This is a genomic window from Pseudomonas sp. D47 (assembly GCF_045447305.1).
Taxonomy (GTDB): domain Bacteria; phylum Pseudomonadota; class Gammaproteobacteria; order Pseudomonadales; family Pseudomonadaceae; genus Aquipseudomonas.
In genome coordinates this window covers 56,897-76,106 of the sequence record NZ_JBJGXU010000005.1, presented here as the reverse complement: position 1 = coordinate 76,106, position 19,210 = coordinate 56,897, and the positions used below count along the sequence as shown (strand labels likewise).

The window sequence follows — 19,210 nt, the reverse complement described above, 5'->3', positions numbered from 1 at the left end:
AGTCGTTATGCGTCATCAGGTACATGAGCTGATCGCGCCGGTGCCCGGCACGGCGCGGCAGATTCACAGTTTCCACTTCGGCCCGGAACAGGCTGAAGGCAAGATCTACATCCAGTCATCGCTGCATGCCGACGAACTGCCGGGCATGCTGGTGGCCTGGCACCTCAAGGTGCGCCTGGCTGAGTTGGCAGCGGCCGGAAGGCTGCTGAGCGAAATCGTGTTGGTGCCGATTGCCAACCCGGTGGGCCTGGAGCAGGTGTTGATGGACATTGCGCTGGGCCGCTACGAGCTCGAAAGCGGGCAGAACTTCAATCGCCTGTTTGTCGACCTCAGTGAGCAAGTCGGTGACCAAGTCGAATATTTGCTGGGCAATGATCCCCAGCACAACGCGCGTCTGATTCGCGCCGCCTTGGCCACGGCCTTGGCCGCGCAAACCGCCGACACCCAGCTGCAATCCCAGCGCCTGGTACTGCAACGCCTGGCCTGCGACGCCGACATGGTGCTGGACCTGCATTGCGACTTCGAAGCCGTGGCGCACCTGTACACCACGCCCCAGGCGTGGCCACAGGTGGAGCCGCTGGCGCGCTATATCGGCTCGGAAGCCAACTTGCTCGCCACCGATTCCGGCGGGCAGTCCTTCGATGAGTGTTTCACCCTGGTGTGGTGGCAGTTGCAGCAACGCTTCGGCGAGCGCTTCCCGATTCCCCTAGGCAGCTTTTCGGTGACCGTCGAACTGCGTGGCCAGGGCGACGTCAATCACGGCCTCGCCAGCCTCGACTGCCAGGCGATCATCGACTACCTGATCCGCTTCGGCGCGATTGCCGGCGACGTCGCGCCACTGCCCGAGCTGCCCTACCCGGCCACCCCGTTGGCAGGCGTGGAACCTGTGACCACGCCAGTCGGCGGTTTGCTGGTGTTCAGCGCCCTGCCGGGGGAATACTTGGAAGCCGGGCAATTGATCGCCGAAATCATCGACCCCATTACCGACCGCGTAACGCCCGTGCACTGTAAAAACGCCGGCCTACTTTACGCCCGTTCGCTGCGCCGCATGGCCACTGCCGGGATGGTCATCAGCCATGTCGCCGGTACTGAAGCCTACCGCAGCGGCTACCTACTTTCGCCTTGAGGATGCACGCCCCATGTACAAATTGACCGTTGAAGGCCTGCATAAAAGCTATGGCGACAATGAAGTGCTCAAAGGTGTCTCGCTCAAGGCCAAGACCGGCGACGTGATCAGCCTGATCGGCGCCAGCGGCTCGGGCAAAAGCACCTTTTTGCGCTGCATCAACTTCCTGGAAACCCCCAACGACGGCGCAATGACCCTCGACGGCCAGCAGATCCGCATGGTCAGCGACCGCCACGGCATGCGCGTGGCCGACGACGCCGAGTTGCAACGCCTGCGCACACGGTTGGCGATGGTGTTCCAGCATTTCAACCTGTGGAGCCACATGAACGTGCTGGAAAACATCACCATGGCCCCGCGCCGAGTGCTGGGTTGCAGCAAGAAAGACGCCGAAGACCGCGCCCGTCGCTACCTGGACAAGGTAGGTTTGCCGGCACGCGTGGCCGATCAGTACCCGGCATTCCTCTCCGGTGGCCAGCAGCAACGGGTGGCTATCGCCCGCGCCCTGGCCATGGAACCGGAGGTGATGCTGTTCGACGAACCGACCTCGGCCCTCGACCCGGAGCTGGTCGGTGAGGTGTTGAAGGTGATCCAGGGGCTGGCCGAGGAAGGCCGCACCATGATCATGGTCACCCACGAAATGAGCTTTGCGCGCAAGGTGTCGAGCCAGGTGCTGTTCCTGCACAAAGGCCTGGTGGAAGAGCAAGGTGCGCCTGCCGATGTGCTGGGCAATCCAAAGAGCGAGCGCCTGCAGCAGTTCTTGAGCGGCAATTTGAAGTAAACCTTTGCGGCGCCTGGAGGGTCTCTGGAAGAGAGCCCCCAGAGCGTCAGCCACCGCATGGCAAAACCCTTCGACTTCGCCAAACACTGGTTTGCCGCCAAAGGCTGGAAACCTTTCGCCTTTCAGAAAGACGTGTGGGCGGCGGTCAAGCAGGGCCAGTCAGGCTTGCTGCATGCCAGCACCGGCGCGGGTAAAACCTATGCACTGTGGTTTGCTGCCCTCAATCGCTTCGCCATCACCCGCCCACCCACCACCGGTAAACGTAAAGCGCCGGCTGCGCCGCTGACGGTGCTGTGGATCACGCCGATGCGTGCGCTGGCCGCCGACACCGCACGCGCCCTTGAAGCGCCGCTGGCGGCCTTGCAGATTCCCTGGAGCGTCGGCCTGCGCACCGGCGACACCAGCAGCAGCGAACGCGCACGCCAAACCCGCCGCCAGCCCACTGCGCTGGTCACCACGCCGGAAAGTCTTACGTTGATGCTGGCGCGTGCCGACAGCGAGACGAGCCTGGCGCACGTGCGCATGGTGATCGTGGATGAATGGCATGAACTGATCGGCAATAAACGTGGCGTCCAACTGCAGCTGGCGCTGGCGCGACTGCGGCGTTGGCATCCGGAGCTGATGGTGTGGGGGATTTCCGCGACGCTGGGCAATCAATCCCACGCCTTGGAGGTTTTGGTCCCACAAGGCGGCGGGATCAATGTGCAGGGGCAAACAGCCAAAAAGTTGCACGTGGATACGTTGTTGCCGCCCGCCACCGAGCGCTTTCCTTGGGCCGGGCACATCGGTTTAAAAATGTTGCCGCAGGTGGTGGCCGAAGTGGATGCCAGCAGCAGTTGCCTGGTGTTTACCAATACGCGGGCGCAGTCGGAGATTTGGTATCAGGCGTTGCTCGAAGCCCGTCCGGACTGGGCGGGGTTGATTGCTTTGCATCATGGCTCACTCTCGCGGGAGACGCGCGACTGGGTGGAGCGGGCCCTGAAAGACGGTCAGCTAAAAGCCGTGGTGTGCACCTCCAGCCTGGATCTGGGTGTGGACTTCCTGCCGGTGGAGCGCGTCTTGCAGATTGGCTCGGCGAAAGGTGTGGCGCGCCTGATGCAGCGCGCCGGGCGCTCCGGCCATGCGCCGGGGCGGCCGTCGCGGGTGACGCTGGTGCCCACCAACAGTCTAGAGTTGGTGGAGGCCGCCGCCGCCCAGGATGCGATTGCGCAGCGACGCATCGAAACCCGTGAATCGCCTTACAAACCGCTGGATGTACTCGTACAGCACTTGGTGAGCATGGCGCTGGGCGGCGGTTTCACGCCGGATGCGCTGCTGGCGGAAGTGCGCGGCGCCTGGGCGTATCGCGACCTCACACAGGCGGATTGGGCCTGGGCGCTAGGGTTTGTGCGCCATGGCGGGCTGTCGCTGACGGCTTACCCGGATTATCGCCGGGTGGAGCCCGATGAGCAGGGCATCTGGCGCGTGCCGGATGCGCGGTTGGCCCGCCGCCATCGCATGAGCGTGGGCACTATCGTCAGTGATGCGAGTATTGCGCTGAAATTCTGGAGCAAGGGCGGCGGCGGCAAGAACTTGGGCAGCGTCGAGGAAGGCTTTATCGCACGGCTCAAACCCGGCGATGGCTTCCTGTTTGCCGGGCGTTTGCTGGAGCTGGTGCGCGTGGAAAACATGACCGCTTATGTGCGCCGCAGCACCGCGAAGAAAGCCGCTGTGCCGCGCTGGAATGGCGGGCGCATGCCGCTTTCCAACGAGCTGGCCCAGGCCGTAGTCGAGCGCTTTGACGCGGCGGCACACGGGCACTTCGATGGCCCGGAGATGCGGGCGGTGCAACCCTTGCTGCAAACCCAGCTGCGCTGGTCCGGCTTGCCGACGCGTGCGCATCTGCTGGCCGAAGCCCTCAAGTCGCGGGAGGGCTGGCACCTGTTTCTTTACCCGTTCGCCGGGCGCCAGGTGCATCTGGGGTTGGCGAGCCTGCTGGCGTGGCGGGTCAGCCAACAGCAGCCGGTGACCTTTTCAATTGCCGTGAATGATTACGGGCTGGAACTGTTGAGCGCCACGCCGGTGGATTGGCCACTGTTGCTGAACGCGGCGTTGCTGAGCCCGCAAAATTTGCTGACCGACGTCGCGGCCAGCCTGAACGCCGGAGAACTGGCCCTGCGCCGCTTTCGCGAAATCGCCCGCATCGCCGGGTTGGTGTTCCCCGGCTACCCCGGCGCGCCGAAAAGCACGCGGCAGGTGCAGGCTTCCAGCGGTTTGTTCTTCGAAGTGTTCAAACAATATGACCCGCAGAACCTGTTGCTGACCCAAGCCGGGGAAGAAGTCCTGCGTGATGAGTTGGACATTCGTCGGCTGGAACAGACATTGCGCCATCTGGCGGTGCTGCAATTGGACCTGCATGTGATCGAACGGCCTACACCCCTGGCCTTCCCGCTGCTGGTCGAGCGAATGCGCGAGAGCATGAGTTCGGAAAAACTCTCGGAGCGCATTGCGCGGATGGTCAAGGACCTGGAAAAAGTCGCGGATAACGGGAAACGCTGATGCATTGTTCAGTGACGCTTGAGGGAGAAGAGCTTTGGCTGCTGGCGGATAAGGCCATGTTCTGGCCCGCTCGCCAGTGCCTGCTGATTGCCGACGCGCACTTTGGCAAAGCGTCTGCCTATCGCAGCCTGGGGCAACCGGTGCCACAAGGCACCACCACTGAAAACCTGCTGCGCCTGGACCGGCTGTTATCGGCCTTACCGTGCGCGCAGGTGATTTTTCTCGGCGACTTCCTGCACGGCCCGGGATCGCACGCCAGCGGCACCCTGAGCGCCTTGAGGGGCTGGCGTGAGCGCAATCCCAAGGTAGCCATGACGTTGATTCGCGGCAATCACGATAAACGCGCAGGCGACCCGCCTGCCGACTTGAGGATTGAGGTGCTCCCCGAGCCGCTGCTGATGGGGCCGTTTGCCCTGCAACACGAACCGGATGCCCATGCCAGCCACCACGTGCTGGCGGGGCATGTGCACCCGGTGTTTCGCTTGCGCGGCAAGGGCCGCCAGAGTTTGCGCCTGCCGTGCTTTCAGTTGGGGTCGCGGATCAGCCTGTTGCCGGCATTTGGCGCGTTTACCGGGGGGTATTCAGTGGAGCAGAGCGACGATCGGCGGATCTTTGTGATCGGCGACGAGCAAGTATGGCCGGTGCGCTGAAAAGCCGGCCATGTCTCTTGCCCTGACTGATCAGACGACAGGCGCGGGTGGCGGCTCATCCGGAAGGGTTGGCTCACCGGGCTCGGTGGGCTGTTGGGGCCAATCTTCGTCAGGCTGGCCGGGAATGCCACCTGCAAAGGCCGGATCAGCCATCAGGGACCAGGCCAGAACACCAATCTGGTTGGGTTCAAGCCGGGCGAGTTCGGCGCTGATTCGCGGGTCGATCTTCATAAAGTACTCCTCAAGCGTGGCTCGGTGCGTTTTGCACGCACCGAGGCAGTACACCCAATAGAGTCACTTCCCGCAGACTAATTCCCTTTACGTGTAAGACCTTTCGATCAAGCGCGTGGGAGTGTGACGCCGCGCTGGCCCTGGTACTTGCCGGCGCGGTCTTTATAGGACACTTCACAGGCCTCGTCGGACTGCAGGAACAGCATCTGTGCCACGCCTTCGTTGGCGTAGATCTTCGCCGGCAACGTGGTGGTGTTGGAGAACTCCAGGGTCACGTGGCCTTCCCACTCCGGCTCAAGCGGCGTCACGTTGACGATGATGCCGCAGCGCGCGTAGGTGCTTTTACCCAGGCAGATGGTCAGCACATCGCGGGGAATGCGGAAGAACTCCACGGTGCGCGCCAGGGCGAAGGAGTTTGGCGGAATAATGCACACGTCGCTCTTAACGTCGACGAAGCTCTTTTCGTCAAAGTTTTTAGGATCGACGATCGCCGAATTGATGTTGGTGAACACCTTGAATTCATCGGCGCAACGCACGTCGTAGCCGTAGCTGGAAACGCCGTAGGAAATCACGCGCTCATCGCCTTCGCCACGAATCTGGCGTTCAACGAACGGTTCGATCATGCCGTGCTCTTGCGCCATGCGGCGAATCCACTTGTCCGATTTGATGCTCATGGCGGGTGTCCTGAATAGCGAGGTGGAAAAATTCTGTTGGGCATCTTACCGGGGCCGGCGTTGGGGTTCAAAGGGCGCCGGGGTTTTCTTGACGAATGCACTGCCTGGTATAGGCCGTAGCCAGTGGGGCCGGGGCTCACATAGCAGCCATCAGGGACTGTAAATACCACCGCCAGTCACGAATTTAGAGAAACCTTGGGAAATACCATTGGCACGTTCCGGAAAAAGGGTTAAGGTGGCGCCACTGTGCTGCTTGTGTCACTGAGAATCTCTACACGATATGTTGAATTTCGATCCAACCATCTCCAAGAATTTTTCCTGCTCTTTGCACTCAGTCTCGGCCAGGGCTTTTCCTGAGTCGCAGTTAACTTTGTCCAAGGAGATACACCATGTCTAATCGCCAAACTGGTACCGTTAAGTGGTTCAACGATGAAAAAGGCTTCGGCTTCATCACTCCACAATCCGGTGACGACCTGTTCGTTCACTTCAAAGCTATCCAATCCGACGGCTTCAAAAGCCTGAAAGAAGGCCAACAGGTTTCTTTCATCGCTACCCGCGGTCAGAAAGGCATGCAAGCTGAAGAAGTTCAAGTTATCTAACTTGTACTGACTTAGTCGAAAAAACCCCGCCCTTAAAAGCGGGGTTTTTTTATGCCTGGGATTTAGCTCTACGCCAAGGGAATAGGCGATCGCTCCTACGCTCTGCGTGGGAACTCAGCCAAGGACGCTCTACGCCCCAAAGCGTGACGCAGAGCGTCACAGAGGCGCTCCCACGCAGAGCGTGGAAACGCTCACGGCGCACAGCAAAACGCCCGGTGCATTCTCATGCACCGGGCGTTTTGTCGTAACGGCCTTATTAATCGTTACTGGAACAACGACTCACTCGACAAGCCGTTCTTCTCGAGGATCTCACGCAAGCGCTTGAGGCCCTCTACCTGGATCTGCCGCACACGCTCACGGGTCAGGCCGATCTCCAGGCCTACGTCCTCCAAGGTGCTGCTCTCATGGCCACGCAGACCGAAGCGGCGAATCACCACTTCACGCTGCTTGTCCGTAAGCTCTGACAGCCACTGGTCAATGCTTTGGGAAAGATCATCGTCCTGCAACAGCTCGCAAGGATCCGTCGGACGATCATCCGTCAGGGTGTCCAGCAGGGTTTTATCCGAATCCGGACCCAGCGAGACATCGACTGAAGACACGCGCTCGTTCAGGCCGAGCATGCGTTTAACCTCGCCTACCGGTTTCTCCAACAGGTTGGCGATTTCTTCAGGCGAGGGTTCATGATCGAGTTTTTGTGTCAGCTCACGCGCCGCCCGCAGGTAGACGTTAAGCTCCTTGACCACGTGGATCGGCAACCGGATCGTGCGGGTTTGATTCATGATCGCCCGTTCGATGGTCTGGCGGATCCACCAGGTGGCATAGGTTGAAAAGCGGAAGCCCCGCTCAGGGTCGAACTTCTCCACCGCCCGGATCAAGCCCAGGTTACCTTCCTCGATCAGGTCCAACAGGGACAGCCCACGATTGACGTAGCGTCGGGCGATTTTCACCACCAGCCGCAGGTTGCTTTCAATCATGCGCTTGCGCCCAGCCGGATCGCCTTTTTGCGACAAGCGCGCAAAATGGACTTCTTCTTCGGGAGTGAGCAGAGGGGAAAAGCCGATTTCATTGAGATACAGCTGCGTTGCGTCGAGCGCCCGCGTGTAGTCAATGTACTTGTGCTGCTTTAACGCAGTGGAGTTCTTGGATTTGGTGCGAACTGAAGGCGTTGCAGGCCCTTCATCATTTGACATCGAATCCGTAGCGATGCCGGTCTCCATAAGGAGAACCTCATCGTCGATGTCAAACTCCGGCGCTTCTTTACTGAGAGCCATTGTTATAGTCCTTTGGTGAGTTCGACCTCAAGCTCAAGCGACGCCTTTATCCTTGGCAACGCTGGAGCCTGTTCCTTCTACGTGAGGGAACAGGCTGTGCAACCTATCAACGACGGGGTAGGAATTGCAGCGGATCTACAGGCTTCCCTTGACGGCGAATCTCAAAGTGCAGTTTCACCCGGTCTGTGCCAGTTGATCCCATTTCGGCAATTGTCTGTCCGACTTTGACCTGCTGCCCCTCCCGAACCAACAGCCTACGGTTGTGGCCGTAAGCACTGACGTAGGTATCGCTGTGTTTGATGATGACCAGTTCGCCGTAGCCCCGCAAACCACTCCCGGCGTACACCACTGTCCCATCAGACGCAGCTAAAACAGGCTGTCCCAAATCCCCGGCGATATCAATGCCTTTATTCAAACTACCGTTTGAAGAGAATTTTCCAATTAATACCCCGTTGGAAGGCCATCCCCAACCGGTCGGCGCAGGCCCTGCAGGCGGCAACGGCGCGGCTGCCGGCTTGCTCGCAGCCGTAGACGCGGCGGTGCCTGCAGGCCGGGTGATGATGGTGGTTCTGCTCGAAGACGAGGGCGAAGATCCGGACTTTGTCACAACTGCCGTAGGCGCCGAACCGCTGCGCCCATCGAAACGAATGGTCTGCCCCGGATGTATCGTATAGGGCACAGGAATGTTGTTACGCGCTGCGAGTGCCTTGTAATCCCAGCCGTAACGGAAGGCGATCGAGAACATCGTGTCCCCCTTTCGCACTACATACTGCCCGGTGGTGACCGTCGGTTTTTGCGGCACTGCATTATTACGGTCAACTACCCGCGCGCCCCCGGAAGGCGTGCTCGAACAAGCAGCCAATAAGGAACTCAAGACAAGGCCAAGCACCAGTCGCTGAAAGCTTGTTTTACTCATACGCTGCGCAAGACCTGTGAGACTCACCCGCCGCTCCCTTTGTGGTGGCTGAACATGAACGCCTGTATCAGGCTTGAAATATGACGCAAGTATAACTGGGCATTGAATTTTTACCGGCACACGACTGAAACGAAAAATTCATCATGTTTAAACCCGGCTTCCAATCATGTTGACTCTACAAGCCCCGCCGTAAGACACATCCCCACTCACAGAATTCACTGCTAGCGAATAAATGATCAAGCCAGCGGGCCGTTGAGCAACGGCACGAAGCGCACAGCCCCCAGCACGTGCCGGGAAAAGCCTTCGTCCTCGCGGATAATGAGCATCAATTGTTGCACTTCGCCGGAGCCCACGGGGATCACCAATCGGCCACCAGGCGCCAACTGATCGAGCAACGCCTGCGGCACATCGGTGGCAACAGCGGTGACAATGATGCCGTTATACGGCGCCAGCGCCGGCCAACCTTCCCAGCCATCGCCCCAGCGGAACACCACGTTGCGCAGGTTCAGTTCCACCAGGCGCTCCTTGGCGCGGTCCTGCAGGACCTTGATGCGCTCCACCGAGAACACACGCTCCACCAGTTGTGACAGCACGGCGGTCTGGTAACCCGAACCGGTGCCGATTTCCAGCACCTTGTCCAACGGCCCCGCCGCCAGCAACAGCTCACTCATGCGCGCAACCATATAAGGCTGCGAGATGGTCTGGTTGTGGCCGATGGGCAATGCGGTGTCTTCATAGGCGCGGTGCGCCAGCGCTTCATCGACAAACAGGTGGCGCGGTGTACGCCGGATCACTTCCAGCACCTGAGCGTTTGACAGCCCCTCTTCGTACAGACGTTGGATCAAACGCTCGCGAGTACGCTGGGAGGTCATCCCGATGCCACGGCGCAACAGGTCGTCTTGTTCACGCGCCATCAACGCAGCCCCTCGAGCCAGCCATCGAGACTACTGAAGGCATCACTGAAGGTGCGATCAAGCTGCAACGGGGTAATCGAAACATAACCTTGCATCACCGCATGAAAGTCCGTGCCCGGGCCACCGTCCTCGGCGTCGCCCGCTGCCGCGATCCAATAACCTTCCTTGCCACGCGGGTCGACCACCTTCAATGGCGCCGCCGCGCGGGCGCGATGGCCCAGGCGCGTCAGCTGGATGCCGCGAATATGGTCGAGGGGCAAGTTGGGGATATTGACGTTGAGCACGGTGCGCGGCGGCAAGTCCAGGGAGCCGTGGGCTTGCACCAGCTTGCGCGCGAAATACGCCGCTGTCGCCAGGTTATCCAGTTGCCGCGAGGCAAACGAAAAAGCGAACGAAGTTCGCCCCAGGAAACGCCCTTCAAGGGCCGCCGCCACGGTGCCGGAATACAACACGTCGTCGCCCAGGTTGGCGCCGAGGTTGATGCCCGACACCACCAGGTCCGGCTCATGGTCCAACAAGCTGTTGATCGCCAGGTGCACGCAGTCGGTGGGGGTACCGTTTACGCTGATAAAGCCATTGGCCAGAACCTGCGGGTGCAACGGACGGTCGAGCGTCAGCGAACTGCTGGCGCCGCTCTTGTCCTGGTCCGGGGCAACCACCACACACTCGGCATAATCTTGCAGCGCAGCATAAAGCGCGGCAAGGCCAGGTGCGGTGGCACCGTCATCGTTTGATATCAGAATACGCATGGGCTGTCCGTCTGCCCCACCGGCACCAGATCAACAAGCTCGCGCACCAACACAGTGGCGAAGCATCCGGCCGGCAGGACGAATTCCAATTGCAGAATGTCAGGACCGGGATAATGCCACGTCAACCCGCCAATGGGCAGTCGAAGAATGCGCCGTTCCTGGCTCATGCCGGCATTCACCAGCCAATCGCGCAGGTCGGCTTCGCTGGCGGCAATCGTTTGCTCAAGCTCATGGGTGATGCCGCTGGCCGGCGAATCGCCCTCGCCCCACTGCGGCCCGGTCGGGTGCAGGTCCAGGATCGCCAGGCGCGGGTCGCTGCATTCCGCTTCCCCGGCCGGGAAAAAACTGCGGCTGTCGGTAAAGGCCAGCAGGTCGCCGACTTGGGCGCGCTGCCAGGAACCGTCTGCGACACGTGCCGCCAAGACTTTGTTGAACAGGAAACTGCGCGCCGTGGACAACAGCCGCGAACGCACATTGCGCTGCTCCGGCAAAGCCTTGCGCGCCGCCCATTCACGCGCATCCACTACGTTGCCGCCGTTGTGGCCAAAGCGTTGGGCGCCGAAGTAGTTGGGGATGCCGTGCTGGGCAATCAGTTGCAGACGCGCATCGATGGCGGCGGTATCGCCGGCCAACTGGGTCAGGCGCAAGGTAAAACCGTTGGCCGCATGTGCACCGCGCTGCAGCTTGCGCTTGTGGCGGGTCATTTTAAGGATCTTGAGGGTGTCGTTTTCCGCACCGCTCATGTCCGGGTCGGCCTTGCCCGGCAGTTGCACGCTGAACCACTGGCGGGTCAACGCCTGGCGGTCCTTGAGCCCGGCATAGCTGACGGTGCGCAACGGCACGCCGGCAGCCTTGGCGATACGCCGCGCAGCCTCTTCAGTATTCAGACCACGCTTTTCGACCCACAGCCACAGGTGTTCACCGTCGCCGGTCAGCGGGATATCCAGGACTTCGTCGACCTGAAAATCTTCAGCCGTCGCCTTCAGGACCGCGCTGCCCAAGGCCTCGCCATAGGCACGCGGGCCCAGCAATTCCAAGTCATTCATGCGCGCAGCAACAAGGCAACGGAGTGCACCGCGATGCCTTCTTCCCGGCCGGTAAACCCGAGCTTTTCGGTGGTGGTGGCTTTCACGTTGACTTGATCCAATTCAATTTGCAGGTCCGCGGCAATCAATGCGCGCATCGATTCGATATGCGGGGCCATTTTCGGGGCCTGGGCGACGATGGTGTTGTCGACGTTGCCAACCTTCCAGCCTTTGGCGTGGATCAGGCCGACCACGTGGCGCAACAGCGCGCGGCTGTCCGCGCCCTTGAAGGTTGGGTCGGTGTCCGGAAAGTGTTTGCCGATATCGCCCAACGCCGCCGCGCCGAGCAAGGCATCGCTCAAGGCATGCAACACAACGTCGCCGTCAGAATGAGCCAGCAACCCATGGTGGTGTGCAATGCGCACGCCGCCCAAGGTGATGAAATCGCCTTCAGCGAAACGGTGCACATCATAGCCGTGGCCAATACGCATAAAAAAACGCCCCGATTTAATTCAGGGCGTGATTCTACCTACTTTTGCCTCACATTAACCGAGCAAAGCACGACCATGATGTCGCAAATGATCTTCGATGAAGCTGGCGATAAAGAAGTAGCTGTGGTCGTAGCCAGGTTGCAGGCGCAGTTCGAGCGGATGGTTGGCCGCCTTGGCTGCTTGCTGCAGCGCCTCTGGCTTGAGCTGCACGGCGAGAAAATCGTCGCGGTCGCCTTGGTCCACCAGCAATGGCAGTTTTTCCGAGGCTTCGCTGATCAGCACGCAGGCATCCCATTCACGCCACTTCGAGCGTTCTTCACCCAAGTAACGGGAGAAGGCTTTCTGGCCCCACGGGCAATCCATCGGGTTGTTGATCGGCGAAAACGCCGACACCGACTGGTAACGCCCCGGGTTGCGCAAGGCACACACCAACGCCCCGTGGCCGCCCATGGAATGGCCGCTGATGCCGCGTTTATCCGAGGCCGGGAAGTGCGCTTCAACCAACGCTGGCAATTCCTGCACCACGTAGTCATGCATCCGATAGTGCTTGGCCCAAGGTTCCTGGGTGGCATTCAGATAAAAGCCCGCGCCGAGGCCGAAATCCCAGGCGTTGTCCGGGTCGCCCGGCACACCCGGCCCACGCGGGCTGGTGTCCGGTGCGACGATGATCAGCCCCAGCTCAGCGGCCATGCGCTGGGCGCCGGCTTTTTGCATGAAGTTCTCGTCGGTGCAGGTCAGGCCGGACAGCCAGTACAACACCGGCAACTTGCCGCCCTGCTCCGCTTGCGGCGGCAGGTACACGGCAAAGGTCATGTCGCAACCGAGCACATCGGAATGATGCTTGTAGCGTTTATGCCAGCCGCCGAAGCTCTTCTGGCAGGACAGGTTTTCCAGACTCATGGCCGACCTCAGAAGTGGATGACGGTACGAATGCTCTTGCCTTCATGCATCAGGTCAAATGCTTTATTGATGTCTTCCAGGCCCATGGTATGGGTGATAAACGTGTCTAACGGGATCTCGCCGGTCTGGGCCATTTCCACGTAGCTTGGCAATTCGGTACGACCACGCACGCCGCCGAACGCCGAACCGCGCCAGACGCGACCGGTGACCAGTTGGAACGGACGGGTGGCGATTTCCTGGCCGGCACCGGCCACGCCGATGATCACCGACTCGCCCCAGCCTTTATGGCAGCACTCAAGGGCGGCACGCATCAGCTGTACATTGCCGATGCATTCGAAGGAAAAGTCCACGCCGCCGTCGGTCAGGTCGACGATCACGTCCTGGATTGGGCGGTCGTAGTCTTTCGGGTTGATGCAGTCGGTAGCACCCAGTTGCTTGGCGATTTCGAACTTGGCCGGGTTGATGTCGATGGCAATGATGCGACCGGCCTTGGCCTTGACCGCGCCGATGATGGCCGACAGGCCAATACCGCCGAGGCCGAAGATCGCCACGGTGTCGCCCGGTTTGACCTTGGCCGTGTTGATCACCGCACCGATGCCGGTGGTAACGCCACAACCCAGCAAGCAGACTTTTTCCAGCGGTGCTTCTTTAGGAATCTTGGCTACGGAGATTTCCGGCAGCACGGTGTACTCGGAGAACGTCGAAGTACCCATGTAGTGGAAAATCGGCTGGCCTTTGTAGGAAAAACGCGTGGTGCCATCGGGCATCAGGCCTTTGCCCTGGGTGGCGCGAATGGCCTGGCACAGGTTGGTCTTGCCCGACAGGCAGAATTTGCACTTGCCGCATTCCGGGGTGTACAGCGGGATCACGTGGTCGCCAACGGCCACCGAGGTCACGCCCTCGCCGATCGCTTCAACCACCGCGCCGCCTTCATGGCCGAGGATCGACGGGAAGATGCCTTCTGGGTCGGCGCCCGACAAGGTGTAGGCGTCGGTATGGCACACGCCGGATGCGACCACCCGCAACAGCACCTCGCCGGCCTTGGGCATGGCGACATCCACTTCAACGATCTCAAGGGGCTTTTTCGCTTCGAAGGCTACGGCGGCGCGGGACTTGATCATCCGGGTTTCTCCATGGAATTAAAAACTGAGGCGGTGAGTGTAAAACATGGCCCAGTGATTAATAATCCGGGCGAAAGCAAAACTTTATTGCTGTACAGGGATAATCGACATGCTGGAGAACCGCTGGGAAGGCATCGATGAGTTTGTTGCGGTGGCCGAATGCAGCCAATTCACGGCAGCGGCCGAGCGGCTTGGGGTGTCGTCGTCACATATCAGCCGGCAGGTGGCACGCCTGGAGGAGCGCCTGCAAACGCGGTTGCTGTACCGCAGTACGCGCAAGGTGACCCTGACCGAAGCCGGCCAGACCTTCCTGCAACACTGCCAGCGCCTGCAGGACGGTCGCGAAGAAGCGCTGCGCGCCGTCGGCGACCTCACCAGCGAACCCAAGGGCATGTTGCGCATGACCTGCGCGGTGGCGTACGGCGAGCGCTTTATCGTGCCGCTGGTCACGCGGTTTATGGGGCTCTACCCGCAATTGCGTGTGGATATCGAGTTGAGCAATCGCCAGTTGGACCTGGTGCATGAAGGCCTCGACCTGGCAATCCGCCTGGGCCGTTTGCAGGATTCGCGCATGGTCGCCAGCCGCTTGGCCCCTCGGCGCATGTACCTGTGCGCGTCGCCGTCCTACCTGGCACGGTATGGCCGACCACATAGTTTGTCGGAGTTGAGTCGGCATAACTGCCTGATCGGCAGCTCGGATATTTGGCAACTGGCCCAGGACGGGCGCGAATTTTCTCAACGGGTGCAGGGAAACTGGCGCTGCAACAGTGGGCAAGCGGTATTGGATGCGGCGTTGCAAGGGGTTGGATTGTGCCAGTTGCCGGACTATTACGTGCTGGAACACCTTCACACTGGCGCGTTGGTGTCGCTGCTGGAAGCGCATCAGCCGCCGAACACGGCGGTGTGGGCGCTGTATCCGCAGCAGCGGCATTTATCGCCCAAGGTCAGGAAACTGGTGGATTTTCTCAAACAGGGCTTGGGCGAACATCCGGTCTATCGGCAATAAACAGCTACCACTTGTTCATGGCCTGGTTGCCGGTAAATAGCCGCACCCACTGCATAGCCAGGCCACCCCATGACATCCAACACCTACCAGCTTCAGCGCATCAATCAATTTGTCCGCAAGGTCCTGGCCGATTTTCCAGTGCCCTGCGAAATCGCCGCCCGGTTACTCGACGACCGCCTGCAACCGTTCAGCCAGGAACAATTGGACCCGGACACCACGTTCCTGACCACCATCGAGTACAACACCGATAAGCCCAACGCGGCGTATACCGGGGTGATCGTGCAATCCATGACCCTCACCGAGGCCATGATCAGCAACGCCCCCCACGCCCCGGGCGGCATGATCAATACCACTGGCTTTTCCACCACCGCGCCGTACTTCAACATCGTCAGTGAACTGCCGCGCCTGATGGATAACCGCATCCCGGAGATGTTCAACGAAGAGTTCATTACCGCTGGCTGGATCCCGCCCAGGCGCTATGAAGCGCTGTATCGACAGAGTGAGCCGCAAGTTTACGACCCGAGCACCCAACTGGACATCGCCCCCGAGGACTTGAGAAATGCTATTCGCTCAAGCCATTTCGAACAGGCCTACGACAGGGCAATCACACAGTTCTGGAGCGCACATCGGGATAATTACAACACCCTGATGCGCATCGCGTTTACCAAGGCCTACCTCGATCAGTTCGAGGAGTTCACCCTGACCGTGGCAGAAAGGGAGCTGGCTGCCCGGGCGGCCGGCCTGGTCGACAAGGATTACAGCAACCTGACCCTGGAAGACTTTCAGGCGCCCTACCAGGCGGACAGAAACCTGTCGGTGCGTTTACTGCGCATTCATCAGGCCGAAGCCACGGACATCCTGACGATCACTGACAACCAGAGCCAGATCACCCTGTTGTACATTCCGGGCAACTCCTCGCCCTTCCACGGTTTCAACGCTGTGGCAGAAATGCGCATGGCATTGGTAAACGTGGCGAAGGATCCCACCCAGCGCAAAGCCTTGGTCAACCACTTTGAACCCGATACCGTCGACTCCGGCCTGATGTACAGCGGCGTCGAGGAAGCGCTGATAGGCATGGCGCTGTACCCAAACGTTTCCAGCCCACCTGGTTTTTTCAATAGCCTGCTGCACAACGGCTATTGGGACCCTGAGCAATACATCAACAACCCGATGTACCCGGTGCTGAACAGCAACCCGTTTGAATTCATCGCTCGGCAGATCAGGACACGTATTGCAAAGATGGCGGCAAAAACCATTGTCTCGCCCCTGGATACCTTCAAGGCCGACACCCTCGACGCCCTCGAAAAAGCCTGCCTGCTGGCGATTCCTGTGGCGCTGACGATGGGTTCCGCGCTACTGGCGGAGTTTTGTTTCGTGACGTCTGGCTTGGCCGCAATGGCAATCGGTGCCGACGACTTGCTCAAAGACAAACCACAAGCCATGGAGCGCATCGTGTTTGGCGCCCTGAATGCGCTGCCGGTGGTGTTCCATGGCATTGCCAAAGGCGCCAACAACTTGGAGCGCCTGCGCCCCACCTTGAGCCAGGCCTCACGCGAGCGGGGCGGCCGGATCAGTGTCGAGGTGCAAAGCGAAGCCGCACTGTCGTCGCCCACCGAAAGTCGCCCGCTGGTTACCGCCTCCGCTCCCAGCGGTTTACAGCGCATAAAGATTCAGGGCGAGGTGTTCCTGACCTACACAACACCGAATGCCTGGGGCTCTTTTGAACTCTTCGTGACCGCCCCCAACGCACCCGAGACCCTCCAGTCCACGGGTCTCTACGCCATTCAGAGCGCGGACAAACAATGGCGGCGTGCCGGGCTGGCTGGCGGCGGGGCCTTCCGTAATGCCTGGCAACGGATTTACACATGGTTTGGCGGCACAGACAACTCGAGCTTCTTCGCGGCCTACCAAATGCCACCGCCCGTGCGCGACACCCTCTCGGACATGCTCACCGACAAAGGCTTGTTTTCGCAAGACTACGAACCCGTTGGCGATAGCGTAGAGTCGATCAAGAATACCCGGCAAGTGTTCTTCGAGAGGCGAGCCAAATTGGACAAAGATTCGGCTACGTTCTTCAACGACCAGACCTTGTCGCCCATACAACCGGTGCTCCCCAGATTCAGCTTGAACGAATCACAACAGGTCATTATCGAGAAACTGTTCCTCGCCAGTGATGGCCTCGTTATAGGCGAAAACCACGCAGCGGCATCGAGCAAAGCCCTCCTGATCGACAACATGCAGCTATTCGCCAGCCAAGGCGTCAAACGCATCTACTTCGAGCATTTACTGACAGATGTGCATGTGCCCTTGTTGAAGGCGTTTTACCGGTCAAGGACCGCGCCGATGGCCGATGAACTGAAACAATATCTGGACGGGATCTACCCGATCCTGCGCAACCGCTATTACTCGTTCAGCAACATCATCATCAAGGCCCGTGACGCGGGGATCAAGATCCAGCCGATCGACTGCATCGCGAGCTACATTCTTCGCGACATGCAAGACGCCGCCGGCACACTGCGTCAACGGATGATGAACTACTACGCCACCGAGGTGATTCAATGGCTTCAGACCACCAAGCGCCGCCCAGGAAAATGGGTGGCACTGGTGGGCAACACCCACACCAATACGTTCAAGGGCATCCCCGGGCTTGCGGAGCTCACCGGCAGCATCAGCCTGCGGGTCGAAGATGCAGTGGCGACCCAACGCCTGGGTATCGAAGCCGATCCGGGGCGCACCGCCAGCCTGGGCATCAACAGAGGGGAAGGCACGGTCAAGGCCAACCTGGTCTTGCGCGTGGACACGGCCACCTTGCAGCATTCGGTGGAATCACAGCCCGGTGCGTCGCACAGTCAGGTGGTGAAGTCTCCCCAAACCCTGCTGAACCGGCCGGGCAAGTTCATGCTCACGCAGGACGCTACCACTCAGGCAGCGCAGATTCACTATCGCTCGCGACGCGGGGATTTGCGCAGTGTCAGGATCAATCAGCAGGGCCGCCGGTACGTCATCAGCGTGACCGGCTGGCCAGTCGATGAGAAACCGTTCGAGAGCATTCAGGCCTTGGTGAGCGCGCTGAAAACCCAGCCCGGGTTGGAGGAAGTCAGTGCTTGAAGGTCAGGACGCTTGATAAGCCCGGCGCTGGCGCAGCCACTCAAGGTCTTCGGGGCGGGTGACCTTGATATTGTCCGCGCGCCCTTCGATCAGGCGTGGCGCCTGGCCGGCCCATTCCATGGCCGAGGCTTCGTCGGTGATCACGGCGTCAGCCACCAGGCTGTCGGCCAAGGCCCGGTGCAAGGCGCCCAGGCGGAACATCTGCGGTGTATAGGCTTGCCAGATCAGGCTGCGGTCCACGGTTTCGACCACGCGCCCGTGCTTGTCGGCGCGCTTGAGGGTGTCGCGTGCGGGGACGGCCAGCAAGCCGCCAACTGGGTCGTGCGCCAGTTCAGCCAGGAGTTTGTCCAAGTCATCACGGCCCAGGTTCGGCCGCGCCGCATCGTGCACCAACACCCAGTCGTCGTCATCGGCGCCCAGGGCATTCAGGTGCAGCAGCGCATTGAGTACCGAACCCGAGCGCTCTGACCCACCGTCGGCACGTTGGATACGTGGGTCGGTGGCGCACGCCAGCGTGGGCCAATAAGGGTCATCAGACGCCAGACTGACCACCAGACCCTTAAGCGCTGGATGGTCGAGGAAACAGCCGAGGCTGTGTTCGAGAATAGTGCGCCCGCCCAGTTGCAGGTACTGCTTGGGACGGTCCGCGGCCATACGGGCACCGACGCCCGCGGCAGGAATCACGGCCCAGAAGGCCGGCAAAGGGTGATTCATTGGGCCAACTGGTAGAGGGTTTCGCCCTCCTTGACCATGCCCAATTCATGACGGGCCCGCTCTTCAACGGTCTCCGTACCTTTTTTCAGCTCAAGCACTTCGGCATCGAGGACGCGGTTGCGCTCCAGCAGACGTTCGTTTTCGGCGTGCTGGTCGGCAATTTGCTGGGTCAACTCTTCCACCTGCGCAAAGCTGCCATTACCCACCCATAGGCGGTACTGCAAGCCAGCCAGCAACAAGAGCAAAACGAGGAACAACCAATTGGGACTGCGCATCGAAATCCGGGTATCCAGTAAAAAAAGACAGCCATGCAAAACTTGTTAAGCAACTGATAGCACGAAGCCTGGAAGAACCAGGCTTGTGCTTGGTAGCCATCAGATTAGCGCCGAAAACTACTCT

At 60.3% G+C, this 19,210-nt stretch carries 19 protein-coding genes; 7 read left to right on the top strand and 12 right to left on the bottom strand.

The genetic code is table 11. From position 1 onward, the window contains the following. Positions 1 to 7: 7 nt before the first annotated feature. From ACI77I_RS06055 to pdeM, 4 genes are read left to right on the top strand one after another with little or no spacing between them, the layout of a single operon-like run. A complete protein-coding gene (locus ACI77I_RS06055) occupies positions 8 to 1,126 on the top strand; it encodes a succinylglutamate desuccinylase/aspartoacylase family protein (protein WP_242154780.1) in 1,119 nt (372 codons plus the stop codon). Positions 1,127 to 1,139: 13 nt separating this feature from the next. After that, positions 1,140 to 1,904: an ABC transporter ATP-binding protein gene (locus ACI77I_RS06050; protein WP_094950030.1), complete on the top strand. Its 765-nt coding sequence runs from the start codon at positions 1,140 to 1,142 to the stop codon at positions 1,902 to 1,904. A gap of 57 nt (positions 1,905 to 1,961) precedes the next feature. Further along, positions 1,962 to 4,442: a ligase-associated DNA damage response DEXH box helicase gene (locus ACI77I_RS06045; protein ID WP_406997130.1), complete on the top strand. Its 2,481-nt coding sequence runs from the start codon at positions 1,962 to 1,964 to the stop codon at positions 4,440 to 4,442. Beyond that, positions 4,442 to 5,092 carry a ligase-associated DNA damage response endonuclease PdeM gene (pdeM, locus tag ACI77I_RS06040; RefSeq protein WP_263274651.1) on the top strand — a complete coding sequence of 217 codons (651 nt, stop codon included), beginning with the start codon at positions 4,442 to 4,444 and terminating at the stop codon, positions 5,090 to 5,092. The genes ACI77I_RS06045 and pdeM overlap by 1 nt, the downstream gene beginning before the upstream one ends. A gap of 30 nt (positions 5,093 to 5,122) precedes the next feature. On the opposite strand, the gene ACI77I_RS06035 is transcribed toward pdeM, so the two are convergent. Both ACI77I_RS06035 and dcd read right to left on the bottom strand, forming a co-directional pair. Further along, on the bottom strand, positions 5,123 to 5,323 hold the full coding sequence (locus ACI77I_RS06035) for a hypothetical protein (RefSeq protein WP_406997129.1): 201 nt from the start codon (positions 5,321 to 5,323) through the stop codon (positions 5,123 to 5,125). Positions 5,324 to 5,430: 107 nt separating this feature from the next. Further along, positions 5,431 to 5,997: a dCTP deaminase gene (gene dcd, locus ACI77I_RS06030; RefSeq protein ID WP_003189215.1), complete on the bottom strand. Its 567-nt coding sequence runs from the start codon at positions 5,995 to 5,997 to the stop codon at positions 5,431 to 5,433. Positions 5,998 to 6,386: 389 nt separating this feature from the next. Between dcd and ACI77I_RS06025 the strand changes: the two genes are divergently transcribed. Then, positions 6,387 to 6,596, top strand: coding sequence for a cold-shock protein (locus ACI77I_RS06025; protein WP_002554837.1), 210 nt, complete (start codon positions 6,387 to 6,389; stop codon positions 6,594 to 6,596). Positions 6,597 to 6,859: 263 nt separating this feature from the next. Here ACI77I_RS06025 and rpoS read toward each other — a convergent pair whose 3' ends face one another. The 8 genes from rpoS to ACI77I_RS05985 form a co-directional block, all read right to left on the bottom strand. Further along, positions 6,860 to 7,867, bottom strand: coding sequence for an RNA polymerase sigma factor RpoS (gene rpoS, locus ACI77I_RS06020; RefSeq protein ID WP_094950033.1), 1,008 nt, complete (start codon positions 7,865 to 7,867; stop codon positions 6,860 to 6,862). A 106-nt stretch (positions 7,868 to 7,973) separates the two neighbouring features. Further along, positions 7,974 to 8,810 (bottom strand): peptidoglycan DD-metalloendopeptidase family protein, encoded by an 837-nt coding sequence (locus ACI77I_RS06015; protein WP_242154772.1) that lies wholly within the window; start codon positions 8,808 to 8,810, stop codon positions 7,974 to 7,976. A 209-nt stretch (positions 8,811 to 9,019) separates the two neighbouring features. Beyond that, positions 9,020 to 9,655, bottom strand: coding sequence for a protein-L-isoaspartate(D-aspartate) O-methyltransferase (locus tag ACI77I_RS06010; RefSeq protein WP_169850588.1), 636 nt, complete (start codon positions 9,653 to 9,655; stop codon positions 9,020 to 9,022). A 41-nt stretch (positions 9,656 to 9,696) separates the two neighbouring features. Further along, a complete protein-coding gene (surE, locus tag ACI77I_RS06005; protein ID WP_094950035.1) occupies positions 9,697 to 10,446 on the bottom strand; it encodes a 5'/3'-nucleotidase SurE in 750 nt (249 codons plus the stop codon). Next, positions 10,434 to 11,492, bottom strand: a complete 1,059-nt coding sequence (gene truD, locus ACI77I_RS06000) for a tRNA pseudouridine(13) synthase TruD (protein WP_094950036.1) — start codon at positions 11,490 to 11,492, stop codon at positions 10,434 to 10,436. The genes surE and truD overlap by 13 nt, the downstream gene beginning before the upstream one ends. Next, positions 11,489 to 11,962, bottom strand: a complete 474-nt coding sequence (gene ispF / locus ACI77I_RS05995) for a 2-C-methyl-D-erythritol 2,4-cyclodiphosphate synthase (RefSeq protein WP_092487654.1) — start codon at positions 11,960 to 11,962, stop codon at positions 11,489 to 11,491. The genes truD and ispF overlap by 4 nt, the downstream gene beginning before the upstream one ends. A 54-nt stretch (positions 11,963 to 12,016) precedes the next feature. Next, entirely contained in the window at positions 12,017 to 12,862 is an 846-nt protein-coding gene (gene fghA / locus ACI77I_RS05990) for an S-formylglutathione hydrolase (protein WP_078047218.1), read from the bottom strand. 8 nt (positions 12,863 to 12,870) lie between these two features. Continuing rightward, positions 12,871 to 13,983, bottom strand: a complete 1,113-nt coding sequence (locus tag ACI77I_RS05985) for an S-(hydroxymethyl)glutathione dehydrogenase/class III alcohol dehydrogenase (protein ID WP_012722612.1) — start codon at positions 13,981 to 13,983, stop codon at positions 12,871 to 12,873. Positions 13,984 to 14,092: 109 nt separating this feature from the next. Between ACI77I_RS05985 and ACI77I_RS05980 the strand changes: the two genes are divergently transcribed. Beyond that, a complete protein-coding gene (locus ACI77I_RS05980) occupies positions 14,093 to 14,989 on the top strand; it encodes a LysR substrate-binding domain-containing protein (RefSeq protein ID WP_094950037.1) in 897 nt (298 codons plus the stop codon). Positions 14,990 to 15,058: 69 nt separating this feature from the next. Further along, positions 15,059 to 18,097 (top strand): dermonecrotic toxin domain-containing protein, encoded by a 3,039-nt coding sequence (locus tag ACI77I_RS05975; RefSeq protein ID WP_406997128.1) that lies wholly within the window; start codon positions 15,059 to 15,061, stop codon positions 18,095 to 18,097. A 3-nt stretch (positions 18,098 to 18,100) separates the two neighbouring features. Here the strand turns inward: ACI77I_RS05975 and ispD are convergent, their stop codons facing one another. Beyond that, positions 18,101 to 18,811, bottom strand: a complete 711-nt coding sequence (gene ispD / locus ACI77I_RS05970) for a 2-C-methyl-D-erythritol 4-phosphate cytidylyltransferase (protein ID WP_094950039.1) — start codon at positions 18,809 to 18,811, stop codon at positions 18,101 to 18,103. Then, positions 18,808 to 19,086, bottom strand: coding sequence for a cell division protein FtsB (ftsB, locus tag ACI77I_RS05965; protein ID WP_057723188.1), 279 nt, complete (start codon positions 19,084 to 19,086; stop codon positions 18,808 to 18,810). The genes ispD and ftsB overlap by 4 nt, the downstream gene beginning before the upstream one ends. Between the last annotated feature and the right edge of the window lie 124 nt (positions 19,087 to 19,210).

Bases quoted from the DNA above. Each gene is read 5' to 3' on its own strand.
- surE (WP_094950035.1), bottom strand. From the start codon at position 10,446: ATGCGTATTCTGATATCAAACGATGACGGTGCCACCGCACCTGGCCTT.
- ACI77I_RS06010 (WP_169850588.1), bottom strand. From the start codon at position 9,655: ATGACCTCCCAGCGTACTCGCGAGCGTTTGATCCAACGTCTGTACGAA.
- ftsB (WP_057723188.1), bottom strand. From the start codon at position 19,086: ATGCGCAGTCCCAATTGGTTGTTCCTCGTTTTGCTCTTGTTGCTGGCT.
- pdeM (WP_263274651.1), top strand. From the start codon at position 4,442: ATGCATTGTTCAGTGACGCTTGAGGGAGAAGAGCTTTGGCTGCTGGCG.
- ACI77I_RS05980 (WP_094950037.1), top strand. From the start codon at position 14,093: ATGCTGGAGAACCGCTGGGAAGGCATCGATGAGTTTGTTGCGGTGGCC.
- ACI77I_RS06025 (WP_002554837.1), top strand. From the start codon at position 6,387: ATGTCTAATCGCCAAACTGGTACCGTTAAGTGGTTCAACGATGAAAAA.
- ACI77I_RS05975 (WP_406997128.1), top strand. From the start codon at position 15,059: ATGACATCCAACACCTACCAGCTTCAGCGCATCAATCAATTTGTCCGC.
- ACI77I_RS06045 (WP_406997130.1), top strand. From the start codon at position 1,962: ATGGCAAAACCCTTCGACTTCGCCAAACACTGGTTTGCCGCCAAAGGC.
- ACI77I_RS05985 (WP_012722612.1), bottom strand. From the start codon at position 13,983: ATGATCAAGTCCCGCGCCGCCGTAGCCTTCGAAGCGAAAAAGCCCCTT.
- truD (WP_094950036.1), bottom strand. From the start codon at position 11,492: ATGAATGACTTGGAATTGCTGGGCCCGCGTGCCTATGGCGAGGCCTTG.
- dcd (WP_003189215.1), bottom strand. From the start codon at position 5,997: ATGAGCATCAAATCGGACAAGTGGATTCGCCGCATGGCGCAAGAGCAC.
- fghA (WP_078047218.1), bottom strand. From the start codon at position 12,862: ATGAGTCTGGAAAACCTGTCCTGCCAGAAGAGCTTCGGCGGCTGGCAT.
- rpoS (WP_094950033.1), bottom strand. From the start codon at position 7,867: ATGGCTCTCAGTAAAGAAGCGCCGGAGTTTGACATCGACGATGAGGTT.
- ispF (WP_092487654.1), bottom strand. From the start codon at position 11,962: ATGCGTATTGGCCACGGCTATGATGTGCACCGTTTCGCTGAAGGCGAT.
- ACI77I_RS06055 (WP_242154780.1), top strand. From the start codon at position 8: ATGCGTCATCAGGTACATGAGCTGATCGCGCCGGTGCCCGGCACGGCG.
- ACI77I_RS06035 (WP_406997129.1), bottom strand. From the start codon at position 5,323: ATGAAGATCGACCCGCGAATCAGCGCCGAACTCGCCCGGCTTGAACCC.
- ispD (WP_094950039.1), bottom strand. From the start codon at position 18,811: ATGAATCACCCTTTGCCGGCCTTCTGGGCCGTGATTCCTGCCGCGGGC.
- ACI77I_RS06050 (WP_094950030.1), top strand. From the start codon at position 1,140: ATGTACAAATTGACCGTTGAAGGCCTGCATAAAAGCTATGGCGACAAT.